The sequence below is a fragment of the Halostagnicola alkaliphila genome, assembly GCF_055379965.1.
Map to the genome: position 1 here is coordinate 518,313 of NZ_AP043825.1, position 20,006 is coordinate 538,318.

Consider the following 20,006-nt stretch of genomic DNA (forward strand, 5'->3'; position numbering starts at 1 on the left):
CTGTATAATTGTCTCTACATTGAAGGATACATTCAGAACAAGTCGTTTACCCACCTCAGATGCTCTCTCGTCAATAAGTTGTAGTTGTAGACGTACACGTCGTCGGGATTCGCCGCGTGAATCGCATCTACGACGCGATTGGCCTCCTCGAAAGAGGAGATAATCTCGGGATCGAGGGTGACGGCAGCGTCGACTGGCACTGAGACACGCTCTTGAATACGATTGACTCGTTCTCGAGCGATCCGCGGATCGCCGGTATAACACATGGCAGTGACACGATCCAGATGATCCGACGCCGTCGTGATGTCGACGCCTGCTGGCACCCCGTCGGACGGTCCCCGTCCGACTCCGTCGGCAACGTAATAGTTGAGAGGGATCTCCCTGCTACTGTTTGCAAGACGCTCGAGTAATCGGTCTACCTCAGCGCGTCTGAACGAAAACATCGAGTCGAGGACGGGATAGTCGTTGCGAAGGTCCTCGAACGAGTCGAGCGTCGGCTTCGCATTCGCCAGCGTTTCTCCCAGAACCTCTCTAACGGCGGCTCGTGCATCGAGTAAATCTAACCCACGCGACGCAGCGCTCGATCGGCACGCTCGGCAAAAGCACTGCGACAGTAACAGCCGTTCGACAGCGTCCGAGATACCGAAGGATTTCTCGTGACCGAACTGATCCCCGTGACCGTGAGGAACCGTCGGGAACCCGATCGACTCGAGGTCGATTCTGTTAACATCGTACCGTGAAATCGATCGAACCACGCCTTCGAGATACGCTTTTACCGTCGGGTTCGACGGACATAATCCGTGCGCGTGCGACGTCCCGTACGGCCCGCGAATTCTACAATCCGGGTGTTCTTTTCCGATCGCACTGTTGTGAAGACAGACGGTCCACGCGTTGACAGAAATATCGTACTGCCCGGCGGTATCGATCACTGCCGCCAACGGGTCGTCCAGCTCCGGCACCTGATTTACGTTCGGGTCGATCCCACCATCCGGAAACGCCGTCGAGTCGGGCGTGAAATAACACCCACCAGTGTAGCGTTCGAACGGCCGATCGTTTGCTCGAGGAAAGAACGTCTGCACCGAGTGATAGTGAGTTGCCACGCTCACCGCATCAACACCCGAAGAGACGAGCGTCTCACATGCGTCGTTCAGTCCCTCGTCCGCGAGACACCATGGGTAAGCCAACACTGTCGTCATAACGTATTGGAATTTTTCTTCATCATCGTTTTTGTATCGAACATCGCTCTCCCGATATGGTAACTGGTAGTCATCGCCTTACTCATCCACTCGATGACTTTCGACGATTGTTTCGTCGACATCGATGCCGAGTCCGGGGCCGTCCGGAATAGTGATCGATCCGTCGGAGACCTCGAGCGGTGAGCGGAGAACGTCCGTTTCCCACGCATAGTACACCGAATCCGGCGAGAGGTTTAACGCGGGTGCACTCCCAAAGAGGTGACAGACTGCCGCACTCTTGATTCCGAGGTCGAATCCGCAGTGGTGTGAGACGGAGACGTTCGCTGCTTCTGCTTGAGAGATTTGGTCGCGCGCTTGAAGCAATCCGCCCGCGGGAACGAGGTCGATTACCGCGACGTCGATAGCATCGCGTCCGAGGAGCTGTCTGAGATTCCCATTGAAGTACGTATCTTCGTTCACCGCAATCGGCGTTCGAGTTCGGTTTCGTAAGCTTTCGTACGATCCGAACGCGTTGATCCGAACCGGCTGCTCGATGTACTGCAGTCGCACCCCGTTTTCCTCGAGCGCGGAGAGTGCACGAATGCTCTCTTCGAGGGTCCACCCTTGGTTCGGATCGAGTCGAAACTCGAGCTCGCCGTCGGTTTCGTCATCCATCGCAACGAGGCGGTCCACGTCTTGTTTCCAGTCGGGTCCAGCTTTCGTTTTGAGCGTTTCGAAGCCGGCATCGACGGCCTGACGCGCGTGGTGCCGCGATTCGTCCGGATCGAGAATTCCAAGACAAAACGCGATCGGCATTTTTTCGGCGTTCCCAACTCCCCCGAGCAGTTCGTGGACCGGGGCGCCCCGGCGCTTTCCGAGGAGATCCCACAGCGCCATACTGACGCCGCCGAGGAAGGGGTCGATTTTCACGTACGGATGATAGAACTCGTCGAGACAACTCGAGATATCTCCGACTTCACACCCGGTGAGTTCCGGAGCAACGACGTCCTCGATGATCGCTTTCGTTGCTGTCGGCGATTTGAGGGCTGTGAGCATTTCCCCCCATCCGACTGCGCCGTCCGTTGTCTCCACCTTGATCAGCGTTCGATCGACCGTCTCGACTGATGCGTGGTTGCTCACGTACGGGGCGAGTCCGAACTTCTTTTCGAGCGGTTTGACAGGCATCACTACTGGAATTGCCTCGATGCTTTCAATCGACATATATCCATGAAGCAGATGCTGGTATTTGAATATTGGTCACGAGGATTAGTGATCCGGCTTTCCGAGTAACAGCCGCGAACTGCGTGAACTTCGACTCAGCCGAAACAGCGTTACGAGTGGGTGATTTTGAGTTCGATTAGATTCGCTGTCTTTTGCAACTTTTCGCTCAGGTCGTCGAGAGAGGTGTCCGTTAAACGGCTAGAGGGTACGGTCATACCGACGGAGTACAGCACTCTGCCGTTGCTGTCTTTAATCGGTGTGGCGATACAACTGACTCCCGTCAGCCGTTCTTCTGTTTCGACGGCAATCCCGCTGTCCCGAATCTCCTTGAGTCGGTGACGCAGTTCGACGGGGTCGGTCACCGTTTTGTTTGTCGCCGCAGGGAGTCCGTGTCGATCGATTATCGACTCGATTGCCTTTGGTGGACGAAACGCCAGTAACGATTGTCCGATCGCCGATGAATGGAGCCGAATTCGCTTTCCAGCGTGGATCTCGAGTGGAATCGAATCCGTACCCTGCCGCGTGTGCAAAACGATGCCCATCCCGTTTTCTTCGGCTAGGAGACTCACTGTTTCTCCGGTATTGTTTGCGAGGCTATCCAATTCTGCTGTAACTTGGTCGATTCCTTTTCGAGATCTTCGCGCGTACTCACCGAACTCTAAGAACCGGAGGCCGACGTGGTATTGATCGTCCTGTTTCGTAACGTACCCTCGATTTACTAGCGTCTGAAGGTGATTGTGGACCGTACTAACAGGTAAATCGAGTTCATCGGACAATTTGGTTAATCGACCGCCATTTATCGAACGCAACGTTTCGATGATGTCCAATGATCGTTCAGTCGTTCGTACCCCCGTTCCATCATTGTGTGGCATTTGTTATCACTGTAGTTGAACTGCTACCGCATAACATTTTCCCAGATCCGGATCTGTTTGCTCCAATCGGTTCGGCACAGTCGAAACCGGGCCCAATTACACACATATGGATGTAACAACAAATAAAGAAACTCGCTTTTCGGCATTCGAAACCGTTGATATCCCCCTGAAGCTAGGTTTCACGTGACCTTCTCGGTTTCTGCTGTGATGAAACGGCCTTGGAATCGTGAATCATCGACTACCATCTCTGTCGAGCAAATTCAGTTGTTACTCCCTTCCTCGAGGACGGTTGCCTCCAATGACGTCTGTGAAAGGACGCCATTGCGTCAGGGTATTCGCCGTCCAACTCTATGCGTCCGGTCGTTCGGTTCGAGACACAAGCAATTATGTCACAGAATCAAGTGAAAGTTCTTCGATCATGGACACTTGACAGAAAGGTTCCCATCTCCTTCAGCCTCAATTCATCAGTACCCAGCGAGTGGTTTGTGTAGTCAACAAAGTCATCATCGACGGATTAGCTCACTTATTCCGGTAGATTCGCGGGCTCCACAACAGTGCAATGACGCCGATACCGACGACCGCGACGATTGCTAAAACCCCGAAGCTATACTGGATACCGATCGTGTCGCTCGTGTAGCCGATTATCGTGGGAACGGCCGAACTGATTAGCAGTGCGACAGTGTATATATAGCCGAATGTTCTGCCCTCGTATTCGGGGGGCGAAATGTCACTGATCAATGCGTCGCGTATTGGATTAATGCCGAAGAGGCATCCGCCGAGCGCCCCGAAAACGATGAGGAGCGAAATAGGCCCTAGCGTAACTACAGAGAGTACCACTAGACACATGGTCGAAACCGTAAGCAGTCCAGCAATAAGCGCCCGATGGTCATATGTGTCGGCCAACATTCCCGCAATGAGTTGCGAAACTGTTGCGCTCAAAAGCAATACGGCAAAATAAAAATTGGCGACGGATTCCGGTCGAAACGTTACCGTTCCAATCGTAATCGAAAAGGCGTAAACATCGGCGACAAAGACGGGTGCGAACGCGAGCAAGCCGTTTCCCACGAACAGGATCGAGAGGAACAACAAGAACGCCACGCTGATCGGAAACAGAAATCGTCTCGGATCCTCGAGCAACGATTGGTCGTCCGATTCGCCATCGCGTCTGGTTGGTGGTTTGGTTTCGTAATCATCTCGTTTGAGCACCGTTGCCAGCCACGCAGCATAGACTATTCCTCCCATTGCGATACCGACGAGAATCCACTCCCACGAGATAAAGATAATAAATACCCCAACTAAGATCGGTGCAATCGCATCACCTATCTTCGAGGCACTCCCCCACATGCCAAGAACGGAACCTTTATTCATATCTGATATATTCTCGGTTATTAGCGGGTAACCGACCGGATGGATGCCACTATATCCAATCCCAGCAATCGCCATTGCGAGGGCCATTATTTGGAACGTTCCAGTCACATAATATGAGAAAATAGAGATGGCAGGGAAGAAATGACCGGTATTAGTTGATAATGCAAACAATAAGTAGCCAAGTGCCATGAGAAGAACTGATGGTACGGCGATGTAGATCCGATCAATGGAGTCCGCAAGAATCCCAAACGGTGCCTGGAACAGCCCGCCGAAGAACATATAGATACTTACCAATAGTCCAAGTTGCCAAAGTGGATATGAAAGGTCAACCGCCAGGATCGGGATAAGCGGCGGAACGAGTCGATAGAATACGTGTTGAACTGTGTGTAACGAAGAAATCAACAACCCGAAAACACTCTCTTTGCGACTCAATCCAAACATTTGATTATTTCTCAACGACCCTAATGGGTACCGAGTACGTGAGATATATAACTCGTTCCGTATACATCATTCGTTAGTTATTCGATGTTGTGCGAACGCTCTGGTCAGGAAAAACATCCCGACGAGGACGAACACGCCAGCTGAGAACGTGTTTTGGCCAGTCATCAGCAAATACGCACCTGTCACTACCAAAAAAACGCCGGCAAACGAGTTGCCAGCGACATTGTTTGTTCGTTCTTCACTCATCTATCGGATCTACCGGGAGACTGCTCTTAATTCTTCGCAAAATTCGTCGACAATCGAACGCCGGAACCACAATTCGATGTCGTCTAGCCCGTTCTGAGCTATCTGGAAATAAAAACACAAGGTAGAAATAATATCTAATTCAATAGGTTTGTTCGAGTTTCGATAACGCCGCGGATGACGTTCATCAGCGGTCGGGCGACGAACGTGAGGACGATCGCGATCCAGAGCGCGATCGCCAGCGTACTCCCGAAGAAGTACGTCGGATCGTTCCCGCTGATCAGCATGCTCCGCAGGAAGGCTCCTTCGATGATCGGCCCGAGAATTACCCCCAGAATCAGCGGTATCAGCGAATAATCGTTCTCTCGCATGACGAACCCGATGATCCCGAAGATAAACATGAGCCAAACGTCGAACACGCTACTGCGCATCGCAAAGGCCCCGATTACAGTTAACACCAGTATGCCCGGTACGATGATGTTGGCCGGCATCGTTACAACGCGAACGATGTACTTCGAGACGGCGAACGCGAATAGCAAGAGGACGACGTTCGCTAGGAACAGGGAGAGAATAATGACGTTCGCCTCGAGCGCGAAGTCTTGCATGAATTCCGGCCCTGGACGGACACCGTGAAGGAGCAACGCTGCGAGCATGACGGCAGTCGTCCCGCTGCCCGGGATACCGAGTGCGAGCGTCGGCACTAGCGAACCGGCAGTAACCGCACTGTTCGAACTTTCCGAGGCGATGACGCCGTCGGGGTTCCCCTTACCGAATTCCTCCGGCTTGTTCGACATCGATTTCGCCGTGCCCCAACTGACGAAGTTTGCGACGGAGGTCCCGGCTCCGGGCATTGAACCGATCCCGAGACCGATCAGCATCGCGCGAGCAACGCCGAAGGGCTTCGAGATCACATACTTGAATCCGTCAATAATATCGCCGTACGAGGTATCGATATCCTGGTCCTCGCTGATCGCTTTCTTGTTGATCAGATAGAACAGCTCGGAGATGGCGAACAGCCCGACGACGATCGGCACGAACGGCACTTCGTCGTAGAGCTCGAAGAATCCGAAGTCGAGTCGCCGTTGGCCCGTCGTCGGATCGACCGGCATCGCGGCGATTAACAGCCCGGCGAAACCCGAGATGAGCCCTTTTCGGAAGTTGTCTCCGATCGCGACGGCGACAGCCGCGAGTCCGAACAATCCGAGCACGAAGATTTCACGGTTCGTAAAGAGGAACGAGAAATCCCCGATCGGTCCGAGCAACAACAGGATAATGAACGCTGCGGCAAATCCACCGATCGTACTGGCCAGGATAGAGATCCCGAGCGCTTTCGACGCCTGCCCCTTCTGAGACATCGGGTACGCGTCGAGGACAGTCGCGGTCGCACCCGCAGTACCTGGCGTGTTGATGAGCACGGCAGGGATCGCGCCACCGTAACTCGCACCGACGTATACCGCGGAGAGGAACACGAGTGCGATTTCGGGCGTCATCGGGAGCGTAAACGGCAACGCGATCGCAACCGTATTCGTCCCGGTAAACCCGGGAATCGATCCGGCCATTATGCCGAAGATGACACCGATAGCGATCAACGCAAGGTTTTCAGGTGTAAGCAGTATACCCAGGGCCTCGGGGACGAGTCCTAATGGCATTGGCACTCACCCGGCGCCGACGGAGCTGGAACGTTTTCTGCCACCGGATCGCCACATTGTCGTATTCCGGTCATCATATCGCAACACCCGTCGGTGGATTGAGTCCCATGAGCATGACGAAGATTAGATAGACTCCGACCAAAAGCGCTACGTTGACGCCGATGAGCAGTTTCGGATCACGGATACCGCCGATCAACATGATCAGTATCACAGCGAAGAACGACGCGGTGAAAAATCCGGCGACTGGAATGAGATTGATGTAGACAACGCCGGCTAGCACCAGTCCGATGGATCTGTCCCATTCTCCGAATTTGTTTTTGATCGAGGTGGTGAACGATCGATCGCCGGAGTATCTATACAGGTAGCGGAATTCGTCGTAGAGCACCGATAACGTAAGAAGCACGAGGAGGCCGATGACGAAGTACGGGTAGTACAAGTTCCCCGTCGAAATCCGCCCATACGTGTTTTCGATGTACAGAATCGAAAGAACGAGTGTTGCAACGGGCAACACGAGTCGAACTAGTGCAACGTACCCCTTTGCCGGTGAGGTTTCCTCCTCTTCCTCCTCGGCCGTATTTTCCTGAGATTGTGTCGTTGCCATTCTTTGTCACCGATTGGTTACCGTCGAGTCCATAAATATTAATCGTGTCTATTTGTTTGCCCGGGGCTGTGCCACGGCGGCGAAAGTCGGTTCTTATTCGACGTACTCTTCGAACAGGTCGGTGAATTCTTCATACGTTTCGTAGGCCTCCTGGAGAATTGCCTCTGCCTCGTCCGGACCGTTGTGGAAAATTTTCCCTTCTTCGCCGATCTCCTCGAGATCTGATTCGTACTCATCGTTGTTTGTGGCCTCCTCGAGCGCATCCACCAGGTACTCGAAGTCCTCCGGCGATTCTTCGGCCGCCTCCTGGGAGACGAAGTAAAACTGGATCCCATTCGACGGATCGTATTCGATATCGGTTCCGAGCGCGTCGTTAATCGGCGGTGCATCTCCGGTCAGGTCCGGCTCTGGGTTCTCCTCGGCGTAAATACAAACGCAGGTCGAATCTTCCTCAAGGTCTGCGCTGTTGTACAACGAACGCGCGGCGACATCGATTTCTCCCTGGAGGAGCGCCGTTTCCGTTGGACCTCCACCATCGAACGGAACGATCGTGAATTCCGCATCCGTCTCCTCCATCAGTTGGATGATCGAAAGCACGTTTCGGTTCGTCGGACCGGACGCACCGACCGTCAGATCTCCCGGGTTGTCCTCCGCGTAATCGACGAGTTCTTCGATCGATTGGAACCGATCGTCGTCGTCACGGACGCGAATTACTGCCGCCTCCTGGGTAATCGTTCCGATTGGCTGGATGTCATCCAGCGTAAAGTCGGAGTCCGTGTCCGGATCGTTTTCGTCGATGGCGACCGCGGCGGGTGTCGCCGGCGAAAGCGTTCCTCCAATCGATGTAAGTTCCGGACTTTCCGAAACGACGTTTGCCGCGATTCGCGTCCCCGCACCGTCTTGGTACTCGATGTCGAAGTTCGCGTCGAGCGCATCCTCGAGGTACGGCTGAATCTCTCGCATGTTCGTGTCGACACCGCCCCCCTCGGAGTACGCGTTGACGAACGTGAACGTATCCGGCGGGAATTCACCCGGTCCGTCGTCTCCCGTACAACCCGCTAACAGTGAAACCCCGATCGCACTCCCCGTAGTTGCTTTCATGAAGTTCCTACGACTGTGTGATGTCATAACTCAGTTCATGAATGGGACACCCGGCATTTATAATTAACTATTCCACGATCAGCCCATCCTCGGAACGTCGGGATAGACCGGTTAGAAAGCGTATTGGTTGACGAACGCGGGTCGCGTATCCGGATTCCGCTCGAATCCGATCGAGTGAAAGCGAGTTCGTAAAATTCCCCCGGTCGGCGTTCGAAACCGAGACGTTCCGGGTGACGGCGGAGTACGGAACCGCTTCGAGCAGACGGGTTGTGGCCGGGAAACGGAAAATCAGCGAGCAGATAGCCGCAGATCTAGTCGACTCGGTACTCTTCGAAGACGTCCTCGTCGATGGTCACGCCGAGTCCAGGCTCGCTTGGCGGATCGATTCGACCGCCGTCTTGGACGTAGATCGCGTCCTGGTTCTCGACGTACTGTCCGGCGATGTACCGTCCCGGATCATCGATGTCATCGTCGAGCACTGCGAACTCGATCAGTTCACACTGCCGGGCCGCCGCGGCGACGTGGAGACTGGCAGCGTAGTTGATCGCCGGCCCCAGCGCGTGTGGGATCATCTCCTTGTTGAACGATTCGACGAGCGTTGCGACGCGCATCGCACCCGTGATTCCGCCGACGTAGTCGACCGACGGCTGATAGATATCAAGAGAGTTCGCTTTCAAGTGATCGAGCGCAGGGTAGTGTGGTGTGTGCGTCTGATAGCCCGAGATCGGGACGTCGACGGAGTTGTTCAGATCCGCTTGTCCGTCGATGTCCGTGTGCGCGATCGGCTCCTCGAACCACTCGATTTCGTACTCGCTTCCAGTTTTAGCGACGGCTTTCGCGTCCGTGTAGTTGTAGGACGTGTTCGCGTCGATGGCGAGCCCGAAGTCGTCCGGGATCGAGTTCATGATCGTCTTGATCCGGTTGCGATCTTCTTCGACGCCGAAGCCCGCGCCGATCTTCATCGCTTTGAACCCTTTGTCCGAGAGCCAGTCGGCGTACTCGGTGAGTTCCTCGGCCGTTTTGTCAGCTGGGAACGTGGCGTACGCGTGGACGTCTCCCGTCTGGCCGCCGAGCAATTCGTACACCGGGAGACCGGCGTTTTTACCGACGATGTCCCAGAGGGCTTCGTCGATAGCGCTCAATGCACCGTAGGCACCCGCGCGTTTGACGTGAAGATAGAGTTCGTGCCAAATTTCCTTGACGTTTCGCGGGTCTTTGTCGATGACGTGACGACCCATCGCCTCGATGGACTCTGCGAGGAAGTGGTTGTTTTCTTCGGAACGGTAGAACGATTCACCCAATCCTGTAATTCCTTCGTCGGTGTGGATTTTCACCACGACGGAACTAATCTCAAGCTCTCGAGCGCCGACCTGCGCTGGAAGCGACGCAGCATCGACTGCACTGCCGAGAACGGCAGTTTCGATATCAGTTACTTTCATAGTGCATGTGGGATGTCTGCACAACGCGTAATATAAACACCGATTTCCGGTCGCTCACGAGTCCACAGTACCGACGAATCCGCTGGAACAACTCGGTTGACAGGAACGTGTTCGACGCGATTACAACACGTACCGGCTCCACCCGCCATCCACGCTCAGTACCTCACCCGTCACGTAACTCGCTCGAGGCGACGAGAGGAACGCGACGGCGTCTGCAAACTCCGACGGTTCTCCGGGCCGGTCGAGCGAAACTTCGTCGACTCGGCTCTCTAAGGCCTCTTCTTTCGAGATATTTCGGTGTTCTGCGAGGCGTTCGACTTTGTATTCGATTCGTTCGGTCATGATGAAGCGAGGCGTTACCGCGTTCGCGCGGACCGCCGAACTGTACTCTCGAGAAATCGTCTTCACCATTCCGTAGAGTCCGAGTCGGTAGACGTTCGAAATCGCGTGATTCTCCGGCGACTCGCGTGCGGACGCGCTCGTGATGACGGACAGCGCACCGGTATCGCTCTCGGTCAAATGCGGAAGTGCGGCTTCGGCCAGCCACCGATTGCTCGTAATAACGTCGTGGTGAGCGTCTTCCCACTGCTTTTCGGTCGCTTCGGCAAACGTAACCGCCGGTGGTCCGCCGTGATTGTTCACCTGCACATCGAGTCCACCGAACGTCTCGACCGTCTCGTCTACCAACTGTTCGATGGCGTCTCGATCCGAAATATCGCACGTGACCGGCAGAACCTTGTTTTCTTCGACGCCCGTTTCGTCGACAAGTTCTCGTGCAGCCGATTCGATTCGGTCGTTCGAGCGCGAACAGATTGTGACGTTGGCCCCCTCCTGAAGCAGTTGTCGGGCGCAGGCGTACCCGATTCCGCTGCTTGATGCCACGACGATAGCTGTCTTGTCAGCTAGTCTGAGATCCATGTGTGGCAGTGGTAGACACTCATAGAGTATACATGTGACGAAGTGACTCTCAGTTCGGGCCGTTCTCGGAAGGTATGGCCGGCATCACAACCCTCATTCACATTGGTCATAATTCCTCACCAATGCAACAACGGGTATCGAAGGCACTTCGTGCGGCCCGAATCTATGACATCGTCATTCTCGCGTCTCTGCTCTGGTTCATGGTGCAGTTCCTGCGCTTTGTCTTGCCGCCCCTTTTCGGTACCTTTCAGGCGACGTACGGCGTTTCGAACACCGAAACCGGATTGTTGTTTACCGCGCTCATGCTGGCGTACTCGAGCATGCAGTTTCCGGCCGGCTATTTCGCGGATCGCGTCGGCGAACCTCGCGTCATCGTCGCCGGCGCGTTTCTCTTCGGCTGTGCGGCGCTGGTCGTCTCCGTCAGCCGGACGTTCGCGTTCATATTCGTCGGTGCGGTGCTGATCGGCGTCGGGACGGGGCCACACAAAACCGTGGCGATCCCGCTCCTCTCGAATCGCTACCAGGAACGGACGGGGCTCACCCTCGGCTTCATGGATACGATCGGCCAACTCGGCGGGACGACGGCCCCGCTCGTCGTGGTCGTCGCGTTGAACGTTTTCGTCTGGCAGAGCGTGTTCGTCTTCGGAGCGATCATCTCGTTCGGCCTCGGCTGGTTGTTTTACGTGCGGGTGAAACAGGACTCGGAGCTCAGACTTGACGGATCGACGAGTGATGACCTCGAAACCGACGATAACGGGCCGAAACAAGGCGAGACGTACTGGACGGTTTTTTCCGATCGGCGGTTACTGATCTTCGTTCTCGTTGCGATGGTATTCACGTTCGCCTGGAACGCCATCTCTGCGTTTTTCCCGCTCTATCTAACGTCCGAGAAAGGATTCTCGGGGAGCGTGGCCAGTTTGCTATACAGCGTGTTATTCGTCGCGAGTATTAGCCAGACCGTGACCGGTGATATCAGCGACCGGCGAGATAGTATCGGCGTCGCACTTGCATTGTTTGCCTGCATGGTCGGCGCGATAATCGCGTTCATCGTGGTCGACTCACTGATCGTCGTCGCGTTCGCTACCGTCATCGCAGGCGTCGGATTTCACGGCTTCCGGCCGGTTCGTGATTCGTACCTTATGGATCTCCTCCCGCAGAACGTCGGAAGCGGAGCGTTCGGTATCGTGCGTACGCTCATGACCGGCGTCGGTGCGCTCGCCCCGGCTATCGTGGGATTTATTTCCGACGTACTGGGCTTTATCGCCGCGTTTTCGGTCATCGGCGGCGTGTTAGTTCTCGGCGGCGTGCTGTTGGCACTGTTGTACTGAGAAGGCGACGTCGTTCGGCGTGTGCTGTCCGACCGTCTGGAACTGGAACTTCTGCCCTTTCCCATATGCCTTCTACCGACGACCTGCGCTCAGGGCGATTGACCGGAACCGATGCAGTAACTTTGAAGGCGTCTCGACCACTGTTTTTCGTCATGAACGAACACAGCGGGACTCGGGAAATCCAAACGATCAAGAACATGTTCGATATCATCGACGTGATCATGGATAGTGACGGGGCGACGGTGACGGTAATCGCGACCGAGCTCGAACTGGCCAAAAGTACGGTTCACCAGCAGTTGACGACGCTTTTCAACGCGGGATACGTGATCAAAGAAGGAAACGAGTACAACGTGGGGCTGAAGTTTCTGACAATCGGCGAGTACGCACGGCAGCGTCGTCCATGGAGTCAGTTGGTAAAACCGCTAGTGCGGCAATTGGCCGAGAAAACCGATGAACGAGCGCAGTTCTTCGTCGAGGAACACGGGCGTGCACTGTATCTATACACGGTTGCTGGAGAGCGAGCGGTCAAAGCTGATCGAAAGAGCGGGGTCCTCCGGTACCTTCACTCGAGCGCCGGCGGCAAAGCGATCCTTTCGCACATGGACCGCGAGGAAGTCGAGTTGATCATCGACCGATGGGGGCTCCCGCCGGAGACTGATCACACGATAACTGACCGAGCGGAACTGTTCGAGGATCTCGAAGAGAGCCGTGAACGGGGCTACAGTATCAACAAGGAAGAGTCCATCTCCGGGCTCTGGGCGATCGGTGTTCCGGTCGTCGTAAACGACGAGGTCGTCGGTGCCTTCAGCGTTTCCGGGCCGCGACACCGGATGGAACGAGACTGGTTCCACAAGGAGTTGCCGAACCTGCTTCTGGGGACGGCCAACGAACTCGAGATCAAAATCGAGTTTTCGTAGCACCAATTTTATATCCTCGAGAGGCGATACTTTCAACCGATGCCCATAGTTGTCGCGGTCGATAACACGGACGGAGATGAGTACCTCATCGAGAAGGGGAGCGAATTAGCGGACGCATTCGACGACGAATTACACGTCCTTCACGTACTGGGTCGCGAGGACCTCGAAGAATCGATCTCAGCGCGGGAGCCAGATCAGCGGTCGTCAACGAACCAGGCTCGAGAGACGGCAGCTGAAATCGCGGCGACGGGTGCTGAGGAGTACACTCCAGTTGGTCGGGTCGGAACGCCCGCAACGGAGATCGATGATTACGTCGATGAAATCGACGCGCGGTATCTGGTAGTTGGCGGTCGCAAGCGGACGCCGATCGGCAAGGCACTTTTCGGTAGCGTCACGCAATCTGTGCTGTTGAGCGTTGACGCACCCGTTGTGACCGCGAGAACGGACGGCTGACTGTCCGCGTTCGTAGGCAACGAACGAGTTGTTGCCACTCTCGTCCCGGTACCGTCTGCCGGTTTTGTGTCTTCCAGTACGACTCGGCAATTATTTACGATAGTACTATTGTAATATATCCTTTCCCCCCCCCGCACGTCATAGATATGCTGAATAATGATGAGGGACACCCGCTATTCGTTGGGTCTCCTTCTCTCGGAAATTTGTCGAACGGCCCTCGTCTCCGTATGAATTTACACCCGTATTACTGTATGATATCCCGTTCTTTACTCGGAGCCGGAACATCTCGCCCTCTGTTCGTAGGGAACGAACACATTATTTCGACGGATGACGTTGCTTATGACTCAGTGCGGACGCGGATCTCCCGGTTTTCGCTTCGAACGTGGACGCATGGCTTGTACCCACTGCGGGACCATACAGGCGTTGATCCGCGTCCGCAGCCGACGACGCACCGAGTCAGTTGGGCAGGATCGGTCTTCGACGTCGTGTCCGTAGCCGGTTCGTGCCACTCCCAATCCGGACGCGCTACGCTGTGAGAACAGGTTTCACGCCAATCACAATGATTAAGTAGACTCGATAGGTCAATTGGGGTATGGGCGAAACCCAAGAGTTGGCTGACTACGTCGTATCAGTCGAATATGACGATATCCCTGCGAGTGCCGCTGACCATGCAAAGGATGCGATTCGTGACTACGTTGGCGTCGCGCTGTATGGGTCACATCATACGGTCGGTGAGAAAGTATACGAGTACGTTGATTCCCAGTATGGGGATGGGGATGCAACGGTCTTTTGTCGCGACGGAAAAAGCGCACCGGCGGCGGCACTAGCCAACGGGGCGTTCGGCCACGCGATCGATTACGACGACACGTTCGAGTCCATCGTTATTCACCCAACGTCGCCAGTGTTCGCGTCGTCTCTCGCGGCGACGGAGACCAGCAACGCGTCGACGGAGGAACTTTTGACTGGCTACGTCGTCGGGTGTGAAGTCGCGTTCCGCGTCGGACACAGCACCTACCCGGAACACTATCAGAACGGCTGGCACAGCACTGGGACGGCTGGATCGTTCGGCGCGGTCGGAGCCGCAGCCTCCGTCTACGGGCTCGATGTTGCGGAGACTTCGCGCGCGTTCGGGATCGTCGCTTCCCTCTCTTCGTCCCTCAAAAAGAACTTCGGAACGATGACGAAACCGCTTCACGCGGGCCACGCCGCGGAGATGGGTATCCGGGCCGCCTTGCTCGCGCGGGACGGATTTTCCGCTGACCCCGATATCTTCGAAGGCGATATCGGCTACAACCGCGTGATGACCATCGACGACGCGTACGATCCCGAGACCATCACGGACGATCTCGGCGACACGTGGGGCGTCGAAGATATCGGATTCAAACCGTATCCCTCCGGCGTTATCACCCACGCCGCAATGGACGCCATGCGAAACCTCACCCGCGAAAACGACTTGACTCCCGACACCGTCGAGCAGGTTATCGTAACCCTCGAGGACGCTGCTTCCGAGATGCTCCACCACAAGCAGCCGGACGATGCGCTCCAGGCCAAGTTCTCTATCGAGTTCTGTCTCGCCGCGATCCTCCGTGAGAACCAGGCGGGTATCCACGAATTCACGGACGAATACGTTCAACAACCGAAAACGCAGGAGACCGTCGAGAAAGTCACTCGAGCATTCGAAGACGATCTCTTCGGGGACGATTTCGCCGGCTACGGCGCAATCGTCACGGTGACGAAAACGGACGGAACGGAACTTCGCGAGGAGATTCGGTACGCGCCGGGGAGCCCGAACAACCCGATCGACGAGGAGCGACTTCAGGAGAAGTTCTTCGAATGCGCCGAGTCCCGACTCTCGGAGGGCGACGCTGCAGCGCTCGAATCCCTGATCGCTGACCTCGAGAACGCCGACCTCGAATCGCTTCAGGCACACCTTCAGTAGGACGATCGATCGAGCTCCCGGTCGCTTTTTCTCGAACCAGACCGAAGCCTTAATTTCGAATTCCCCAGAATAACTCGAACGTGAACGTAGTTAGCTTCCGATCAGTCGATCGTATCCCCGATGCGTTCGGCGATCACAGCGTGCGGACAGAGCCCAAACAACGCTATACGGAACCCGACCTCATCGAGCGTTCCGAAGGCGCCGACGCGCTGTTCGTCCACTCTGAGAACGCCTACACCGAATCGTTATTCGAACAGATTCCGGATATCCAGGCGATCGGCAAAGCAGGGTCCGGTATTGATAACATCGATGTCGAAGCGGCGACGGCACACGACGTTGCCGTGGTCCACACCCCCGGAATGAACGGCGTCGCCGTCGCGGAGTTTACGGTCGGCTCGATCGTGAGTCTCGCGCGGAACCTCCACGACGCGGAACGCCACCTTCGAGACGGTGGCTGGCGATCCGAGGCGTGGTGGGGAACCGAACTGCGGGGGAAAACCGTCGGCGTCGTCGGCCTCGGTGCTGCTGGCTTCGAAACCGCAAAACGCCTCGAGCCGTTCGATGTCGAGTTCCTCGTTGCCGATCCGTACGTGTCCGAAGACAAACTCGAGGCGATCGATGCAACGCGCGTTCAACTCCCAGAATTACTCTCGAACGCCGATATCGTGACGTTACACGTCCGGCTGACCGACGAGACGGAAGGTCTGCTGGGCCACGACGAGTTCGAACTCTTGAGGTCGAATTCACTCGTCATCAATACCTCTCGCGGAAAAGTCATCGAGACGCAAGCCCTCGAGACTGCACTCCGCGAAGATTCTATTGGCGGTGCGTTTCTCGACGTATTCCACGAAGAGCCACCCGAATTGGACGAGTCGCTCTTCGAGCGGGATAACCTCATCGTAACGCCGCACCTGGCGGGTGCGACGGTACAAACGCGAGAGCAAATGCTCGAGACAACCGCGAAGAGCGTCGTTTGCATCCTGGAGGATGAACCGGTTGACGAGGAGTACGTGGCGAACCCTGCTGTGTTGTAGCCCTCGAGCGAGCCGAAACGAAAGTTCTTATGCCTTACCGGACTCGTCGGTATTGTAATGATCTCCGTCGGGACCGCCGAAGCCGATTCATGTGAAATCGCAACCGGCCACCTCGTGGTGGGCCAGATGAGAGACGGCACCCCCATACGGCTCCCCGTGGGAATCGTCAACGGGGTCAGCGACGGAAATACACTGTACGTCCAATCCGTCAGCGACGGTGACGAACTGAATGGGCTCGGCGTCGTCAGGACGCTTTTTCAGGAGCTGGACCCGACTACACTATCGGGGACCATCATTTTCGTCGGCATCGTGAACGTCCTCGGATTTCAGGTCGGCGAACACAGAAACCCGATCGATAACAGGAAAATGAATCGTACCTATCCGGGCAACCGCGAGGGGACATCCAGCGAACGTATCGCACGCGCAACGTTTGATCTGGTCCAACGAGCGGACCTCGCGGTCGATCTCCACCAGGCCTCCACGGACCGGATGGTCCACGAGGTTCGAGTACGCTGTGGCCGCCGACACCGAATGCACAGCGATTGTCTAAAACTCGCATCGGTCTTCGATACCGGGAATATCGTCGATATTAAAGGCCCTAAAGGACAGTTAGCTCGAGTCGGAGCGAACAACGGCATCCCCGTTATCAATCCCGAACTGGGCGGTGCCGTGGGATGGGACGAGCGGAGCATCGAAATCGGAGTTCGAGGTATGCACAACGTACTCAACACCTACGGCTTTTCCGACGGGAATGTCGCACCCTCTCCGCAGACAAAAGTCTCGGAGTTCGTTCACTACAGCGCTCAGCGGGGCGGGCTGGTTCGCCTCGAGAAGTCACTCGGTGACCGAGTCGATATCGGCGACCCGTTGTTTACCACCCTCACCCCGTTCGGTGACGAACGCGACACCGTCGTCGCCGAACAATCCGGGTATTTCTGGCGCACGGCGCGGCTCCCTCGAGCTGCGTCCGGCGAATACGTCTGTTCCGTCGGGACCGACGTGACGAACTATCATCCGTCCGTGTAACGTCCCATTTCTTTCGTGGTAGGGAGACCCCCGCTTTCATGGGATTAGCTCTGGTACGAATTCGCTCTACTCACCGCGAAAAGAGATGGCGACTCTTACCGTTCACCGAAAGACTCCTACCGTTCACCGAGAGGCACGAACTCCTGACGTGTTGGACCGGTGTACCGCGCAAGCGGTCGGATGAGTCGGTTGTCCTCCTGGTACTCGAGGACGGTAGCAATCCAGCCGCTGGAGCGACTCATGGCGAAGATGGGGGTGTACATGTCAATGGGGATACCGAGTTGGTAGTAGACCGAGCCGGAGTGAAAATCGACGTTCGGCGCAATGCCTTTCTCGACGAGCCCCTGCTCGTCGGTGAGGTACGCTTCGATGGTGGTGGTGATGTCGTACCACTTGGGCTCGCCGGTTTCAGCGAGTTCGCGGCTTCGTTCCTGAAGGATGTGCGCGCGCGGATCTTTGACGCCGTAGACGCGGTGACCGAATCCGGGAATGCGCCGGCCCTCGTCGGTCGCTCGTTCGATCCACTCGAGGGGGTCGAGATCGCTTCGGTCGATTTCGAAGAGCATCTCCATGACGTCCCGGTTGGCGGCACCGTGGAGCGGCCCCGACAGCGCTCCAATCCCGCCCGTGACGCTCGAGTAGATGTCGGCCATCGTTGCGCCGATGACGATCGAGGCGAACGTGGAGGCGTTGTAACCGTGGTCAGCGTGCAGGATGAGCGCCTGATCGAAGGTTTCGGCGGCGACGTCGTCGGGTTCCTCGCCGGTTAGCATGTAGAGGAAGTTCGCCGCGAGACCGAGTTCGGGGTCGGGATCAACTGGGTTTTCGCCTTGCCGATACCGCTCGAACGCGGCGAGGATCGTCGGGATTTTCGCGGTGATGCGACGGCCCTTTCGAAGCGACACCTCGCGATCCTCCGAGTCGGCGTCCGTCTCGGACTCGGTCGCCGACAGCATCGAGACGCCCGTCCGCATCGCCGCCATCGGTTGCTCGCCGATCGCCGCCAACGTCTCGACCGTCTCGAGGATCTGGTCGTCGACGTCGCGCTCTGTAGCCAACTTCTCCGTGAACGCCGCGAGTTCCGATTCGGTCGGTAACTCTCCGTGCCAGAGCAGATACGCGACTTCTTCGTAGCTCGCCTCTCGAGCGAGGTCCTCGATGGTGTACCCGCGATACATCAACCGCCCTTCCTCACCGTCGATGGAGCTGAGTTCCGACTCTGCGACTAACACGCCCTCCAGACCTTTCTCGATAGTCTCTCCCATAAGGATGGGTTCGGCCGGGGGTGGAAAAGCATTATCGTTTCTTCGCCGACCCGTCTGCAAAGAGCAGGCCTTCGACTCGTGACGTTGGAATTTCGTAACCGTGTGAGCAGGGATTGTCACCCGTCGTTCCAGACTTTCTCGGGCATGGGGAGATCCTCCCAGAGCGCAGGCGAAAGCGGTTCTGCCAGGATAACGTCGAGTTCCTCGCGGAGGATCCACTCCAACTGTCTGGCGTGTTGTCCCGTGTGCCAGGTCGTTCGCTCGAAGAATTCGTGTTTCGTCGGTTGACCCCAGAACACGTCAGCAGTCGCCGACCAATCGCACTGGTCGGATCGGTTCTCGAACCACGAATCCAGCTTCCCGTGGACTGATTTCCCGTACGTCTCGAGTGCGACGTGTGAGTTAGGGTCCCAACTGTGTTCCATTCGGGGAACGCCATCCATCGGAACACCAGCTTCGTGCATGAGGAACACGTCCGGCAGCGTGAAGGTGTGTTGGACGAGTTCCGCGTAGCTTCGTGGTCGATTCGGAATGTCCGTCTGGAATTCTTCTTCGGGGATATGTGGAACGAACTCGAGAATTGCGGTGAGTATGATATCGAGTCGCCGGTACAGTTCTTCGACCGGAAGGATGCTGGTGTCGTACTCGATGTCCAACAGTTGGGCGACGCTTTGAAGATCTTTTCCGTCGGACCAGTCACCCCCGTATCTCACGACCGGTACGTGCTCAGGAAGCCCCAGTTCGGCCATCTCCTTGATCATCTCTTGATCTGCGCCGCGAACGCCGATTCCCGGATCTGCGTCCGACCCCCCGCCGTTTGGCTCGACGATGTTATGAGAAATGAAGGGAATATCGTTTCGCTCGAGGAACTCTTTGACCCGGAGACAACTGGTACAACCGGTGGCCCAATACAGGTGGACCTCGTTCTCTGCTGTTGCCATAGACGAGGGATCGTCGGTTCGAAGGATAAAATTGTCGAATAGTGTCAATGGGAAAGATTGTTTCGCTAAGCGTGA

17 protein-coding genes are annotated in these 20,006 nt (G+C 56.2%); 6 read left to right on the top strand and 11 right to left on the bottom strand.

Translation table 11 applies throughout. The features are described 5' to 3' along the window. Nucleotides 1-32: 32 nt before the first annotated feature. From ACZ5C7_RS04645 to ACZ5C7_RS04685, 9 genes are all read right to left on the bottom strand, one after another. On the bottom strand, nucleotides 33-1,196 hold the full coding sequence (locus ACZ5C7_RS04645) for a hypothetical protein (protein ID WP_464374930.1): 1,164 nt from the start codon (nucleotides 1,194-1,196) through the stop codon (nucleotides 33-35). A gap of 78 nt (nucleotides 1,197-1,274) precedes the next feature. Next, the gene (locus ACZ5C7_RS04650) at nucleotides 1,275-2,396 is read right to left on the bottom strand and encodes a mandelate racemase/muconate lactonizing enzyme family protein (protein ID WP_464374931.1); all 1,122 of its coding nucleotides are present in this window, start codon (nucleotides 2,394-2,396) and stop codon (nucleotides 1,275-1,277) included. 110 nt (nucleotides 2,397-2,506) lie between these two features. After that, nucleotides 2,507-3,268 carry an IclR family transcriptional regulator gene (locus tag ACZ5C7_RS04655; protein ID WP_464374932.1) on the bottom strand — a complete coding sequence of 254 codons (762 nt, stop codon included), beginning with the start codon at nucleotides 3,266-3,268 and terminating at the stop codon, nucleotides 2,507-2,509. A gap of 519 nt (nucleotides 3,269-3,787) precedes the next feature. Then, nucleotides 3,788-5,077 (bottom strand): MFS transporter, encoded by a 1,290-nt coding sequence (locus ACZ5C7_RS04660; protein WP_464374933.1) that lies wholly within the window; start codon nucleotides 5,075-5,077, stop codon nucleotides 3,788-3,790. A gap of 380 nt (nucleotides 5,078-5,457) precedes the next feature. Beyond that, complete coding sequence (locus tag ACZ5C7_RS04665; RefSeq protein WP_464374934.1) at nucleotides 5,458-6,969, bottom strand: tripartite tricarboxylate transporter permease; 1,512 nt, start codon at nucleotides 6,967-6,969, stop codon at nucleotides 5,458-5,460. A 73-nt stretch (nucleotides 6,970-7,042) separates the two neighbouring features. Beyond that, the gene (locus ACZ5C7_RS04670) at nucleotides 7,043-7,570 is read right to left on the bottom strand and encodes a tripartite tricarboxylate transporter TctB family protein (protein WP_464374935.1); all 528 of its coding nucleotides are present in this window, start codon (nucleotides 7,568-7,570) and stop codon (nucleotides 7,043-7,045) included. 93 nt (nucleotides 7,571-7,663) lie between these two features. Next, entirely contained in the window at nucleotides 7,664-8,671 is a 1,008-nt protein-coding gene (locus tag ACZ5C7_RS04675; RefSeq protein WP_464374936.1) for a Bug family tripartite tricarboxylate transporter substrate binding protein, read from the bottom strand. Nucleotides 8,672-8,982: 311 nt separating this feature from the next. Then, nucleotides 8,983-10,110: a mandelate racemase/muconate lactonizing enzyme family protein gene (locus ACZ5C7_RS04680; RefSeq protein WP_464374937.1), complete on the bottom strand. Its 1,128-nt coding sequence runs from the start codon at nucleotides 10,108-10,110 to the stop codon at nucleotides 8,983-8,985. A 120-nt stretch (nucleotides 10,111-10,230) separates the two neighbouring features. After that, complete coding sequence (locus ACZ5C7_RS04685; protein WP_464374938.1) at nucleotides 10,231-11,028, bottom strand: SDR family oxidoreductase; 798 nt, start codon at nucleotides 11,026-11,028, stop codon at nucleotides 10,231-10,233. Between the two features lie 122 nt (nucleotides 11,029-11,150). Between ACZ5C7_RS04685 and ACZ5C7_RS04690 the strand changes: the two genes are divergently transcribed. From ACZ5C7_RS04690 to ACZ5C7_RS04715, 6 genes are all read left to right on the top strand, one after another. After that, nucleotides 11,151-12,356 carry an MFS transporter gene (locus ACZ5C7_RS04690; RefSeq protein ID WP_464374939.1) on the top strand — a complete coding sequence of 402 codons (1,206 nt, stop codon included), beginning with the start codon at nucleotides 11,151-11,153 and terminating at the stop codon, nucleotides 12,354-12,356. Nucleotides 12,357-12,508: 152 nt separating this feature from the next. Then, nucleotides 12,509-13,273 carry an IclR family transcriptional regulator gene (locus ACZ5C7_RS04695; RefSeq protein ID WP_464374940.1) on the top strand — a complete coding sequence of 255 codons (765 nt, stop codon included), beginning with the start codon at nucleotides 12,509-12,511 and terminating at the stop codon, nucleotides 13,271-13,273. A gap of 39 nt (nucleotides 13,274-13,312) precedes the next feature. Next, the gene (locus tag ACZ5C7_RS04700) at nucleotides 13,313-13,726 is read left to right on the top strand and encodes a universal stress protein (protein WP_464374941.1); all 414 of its coding nucleotides are present in this window, start codon (nucleotides 13,313-13,315) and stop codon (nucleotides 13,724-13,726) included. 592 nt (nucleotides 13,727-14,318) lie between these two features. Further along, entirely contained in the window at nucleotides 14,319-15,665 is a 1,347-nt protein-coding gene (locus tag ACZ5C7_RS04705) for an MmgE/PrpD family protein (RefSeq protein WP_464374942.1), read from the top strand. An 80-nt stretch (nucleotides 15,666-15,745) separates the two neighbouring features. After that, nucleotides 15,746-16,699 carry an NAD(P)-dependent oxidoreductase gene (locus ACZ5C7_RS04710; protein ID WP_464374943.1) on the top strand — a complete coding sequence of 318 codons (954 nt, stop codon included), beginning with the start codon at nucleotides 15,746-15,748 and terminating at the stop codon, nucleotides 16,697-16,699. Between the two features lie 57 nt (nucleotides 16,700-16,756). Next, nucleotides 16,757-17,725, top strand: coding sequence for a succinylglutamate desuccinylase/aspartoacylase family protein (locus ACZ5C7_RS04715; RefSeq protein WP_464374944.1), 969 nt, complete (start codon nucleotides 16,757-16,759; stop codon nucleotides 17,723-17,725). 116 nt (nucleotides 17,726-17,841) lie between these two features. On the opposite strand, the gene citZ is transcribed toward ACZ5C7_RS04715, so the two are convergent. Both citZ and ACZ5C7_RS04725 read right to left on the bottom strand, forming a co-directional pair. Then, nucleotides 17,842-18,990 carry a citrate synthase gene (gene citZ, locus ACZ5C7_RS04720; protein WP_464374945.1) on the bottom strand — a complete coding sequence of 383 codons (1,149 nt, stop codon included), beginning with the start codon at nucleotides 18,988-18,990 and terminating at the stop codon, nucleotides 17,842-17,844. Between the two features lie 116 nt (nucleotides 18,991-19,106). Then, entirely contained in the window at nucleotides 19,107-19,931 is an 825-nt protein-coding gene (locus ACZ5C7_RS04725) for a hypothetical protein (protein WP_464374946.1), read from the bottom strand. Between the last annotated feature and the right edge of the window lie 75 nt (nucleotides 19,932-20,006).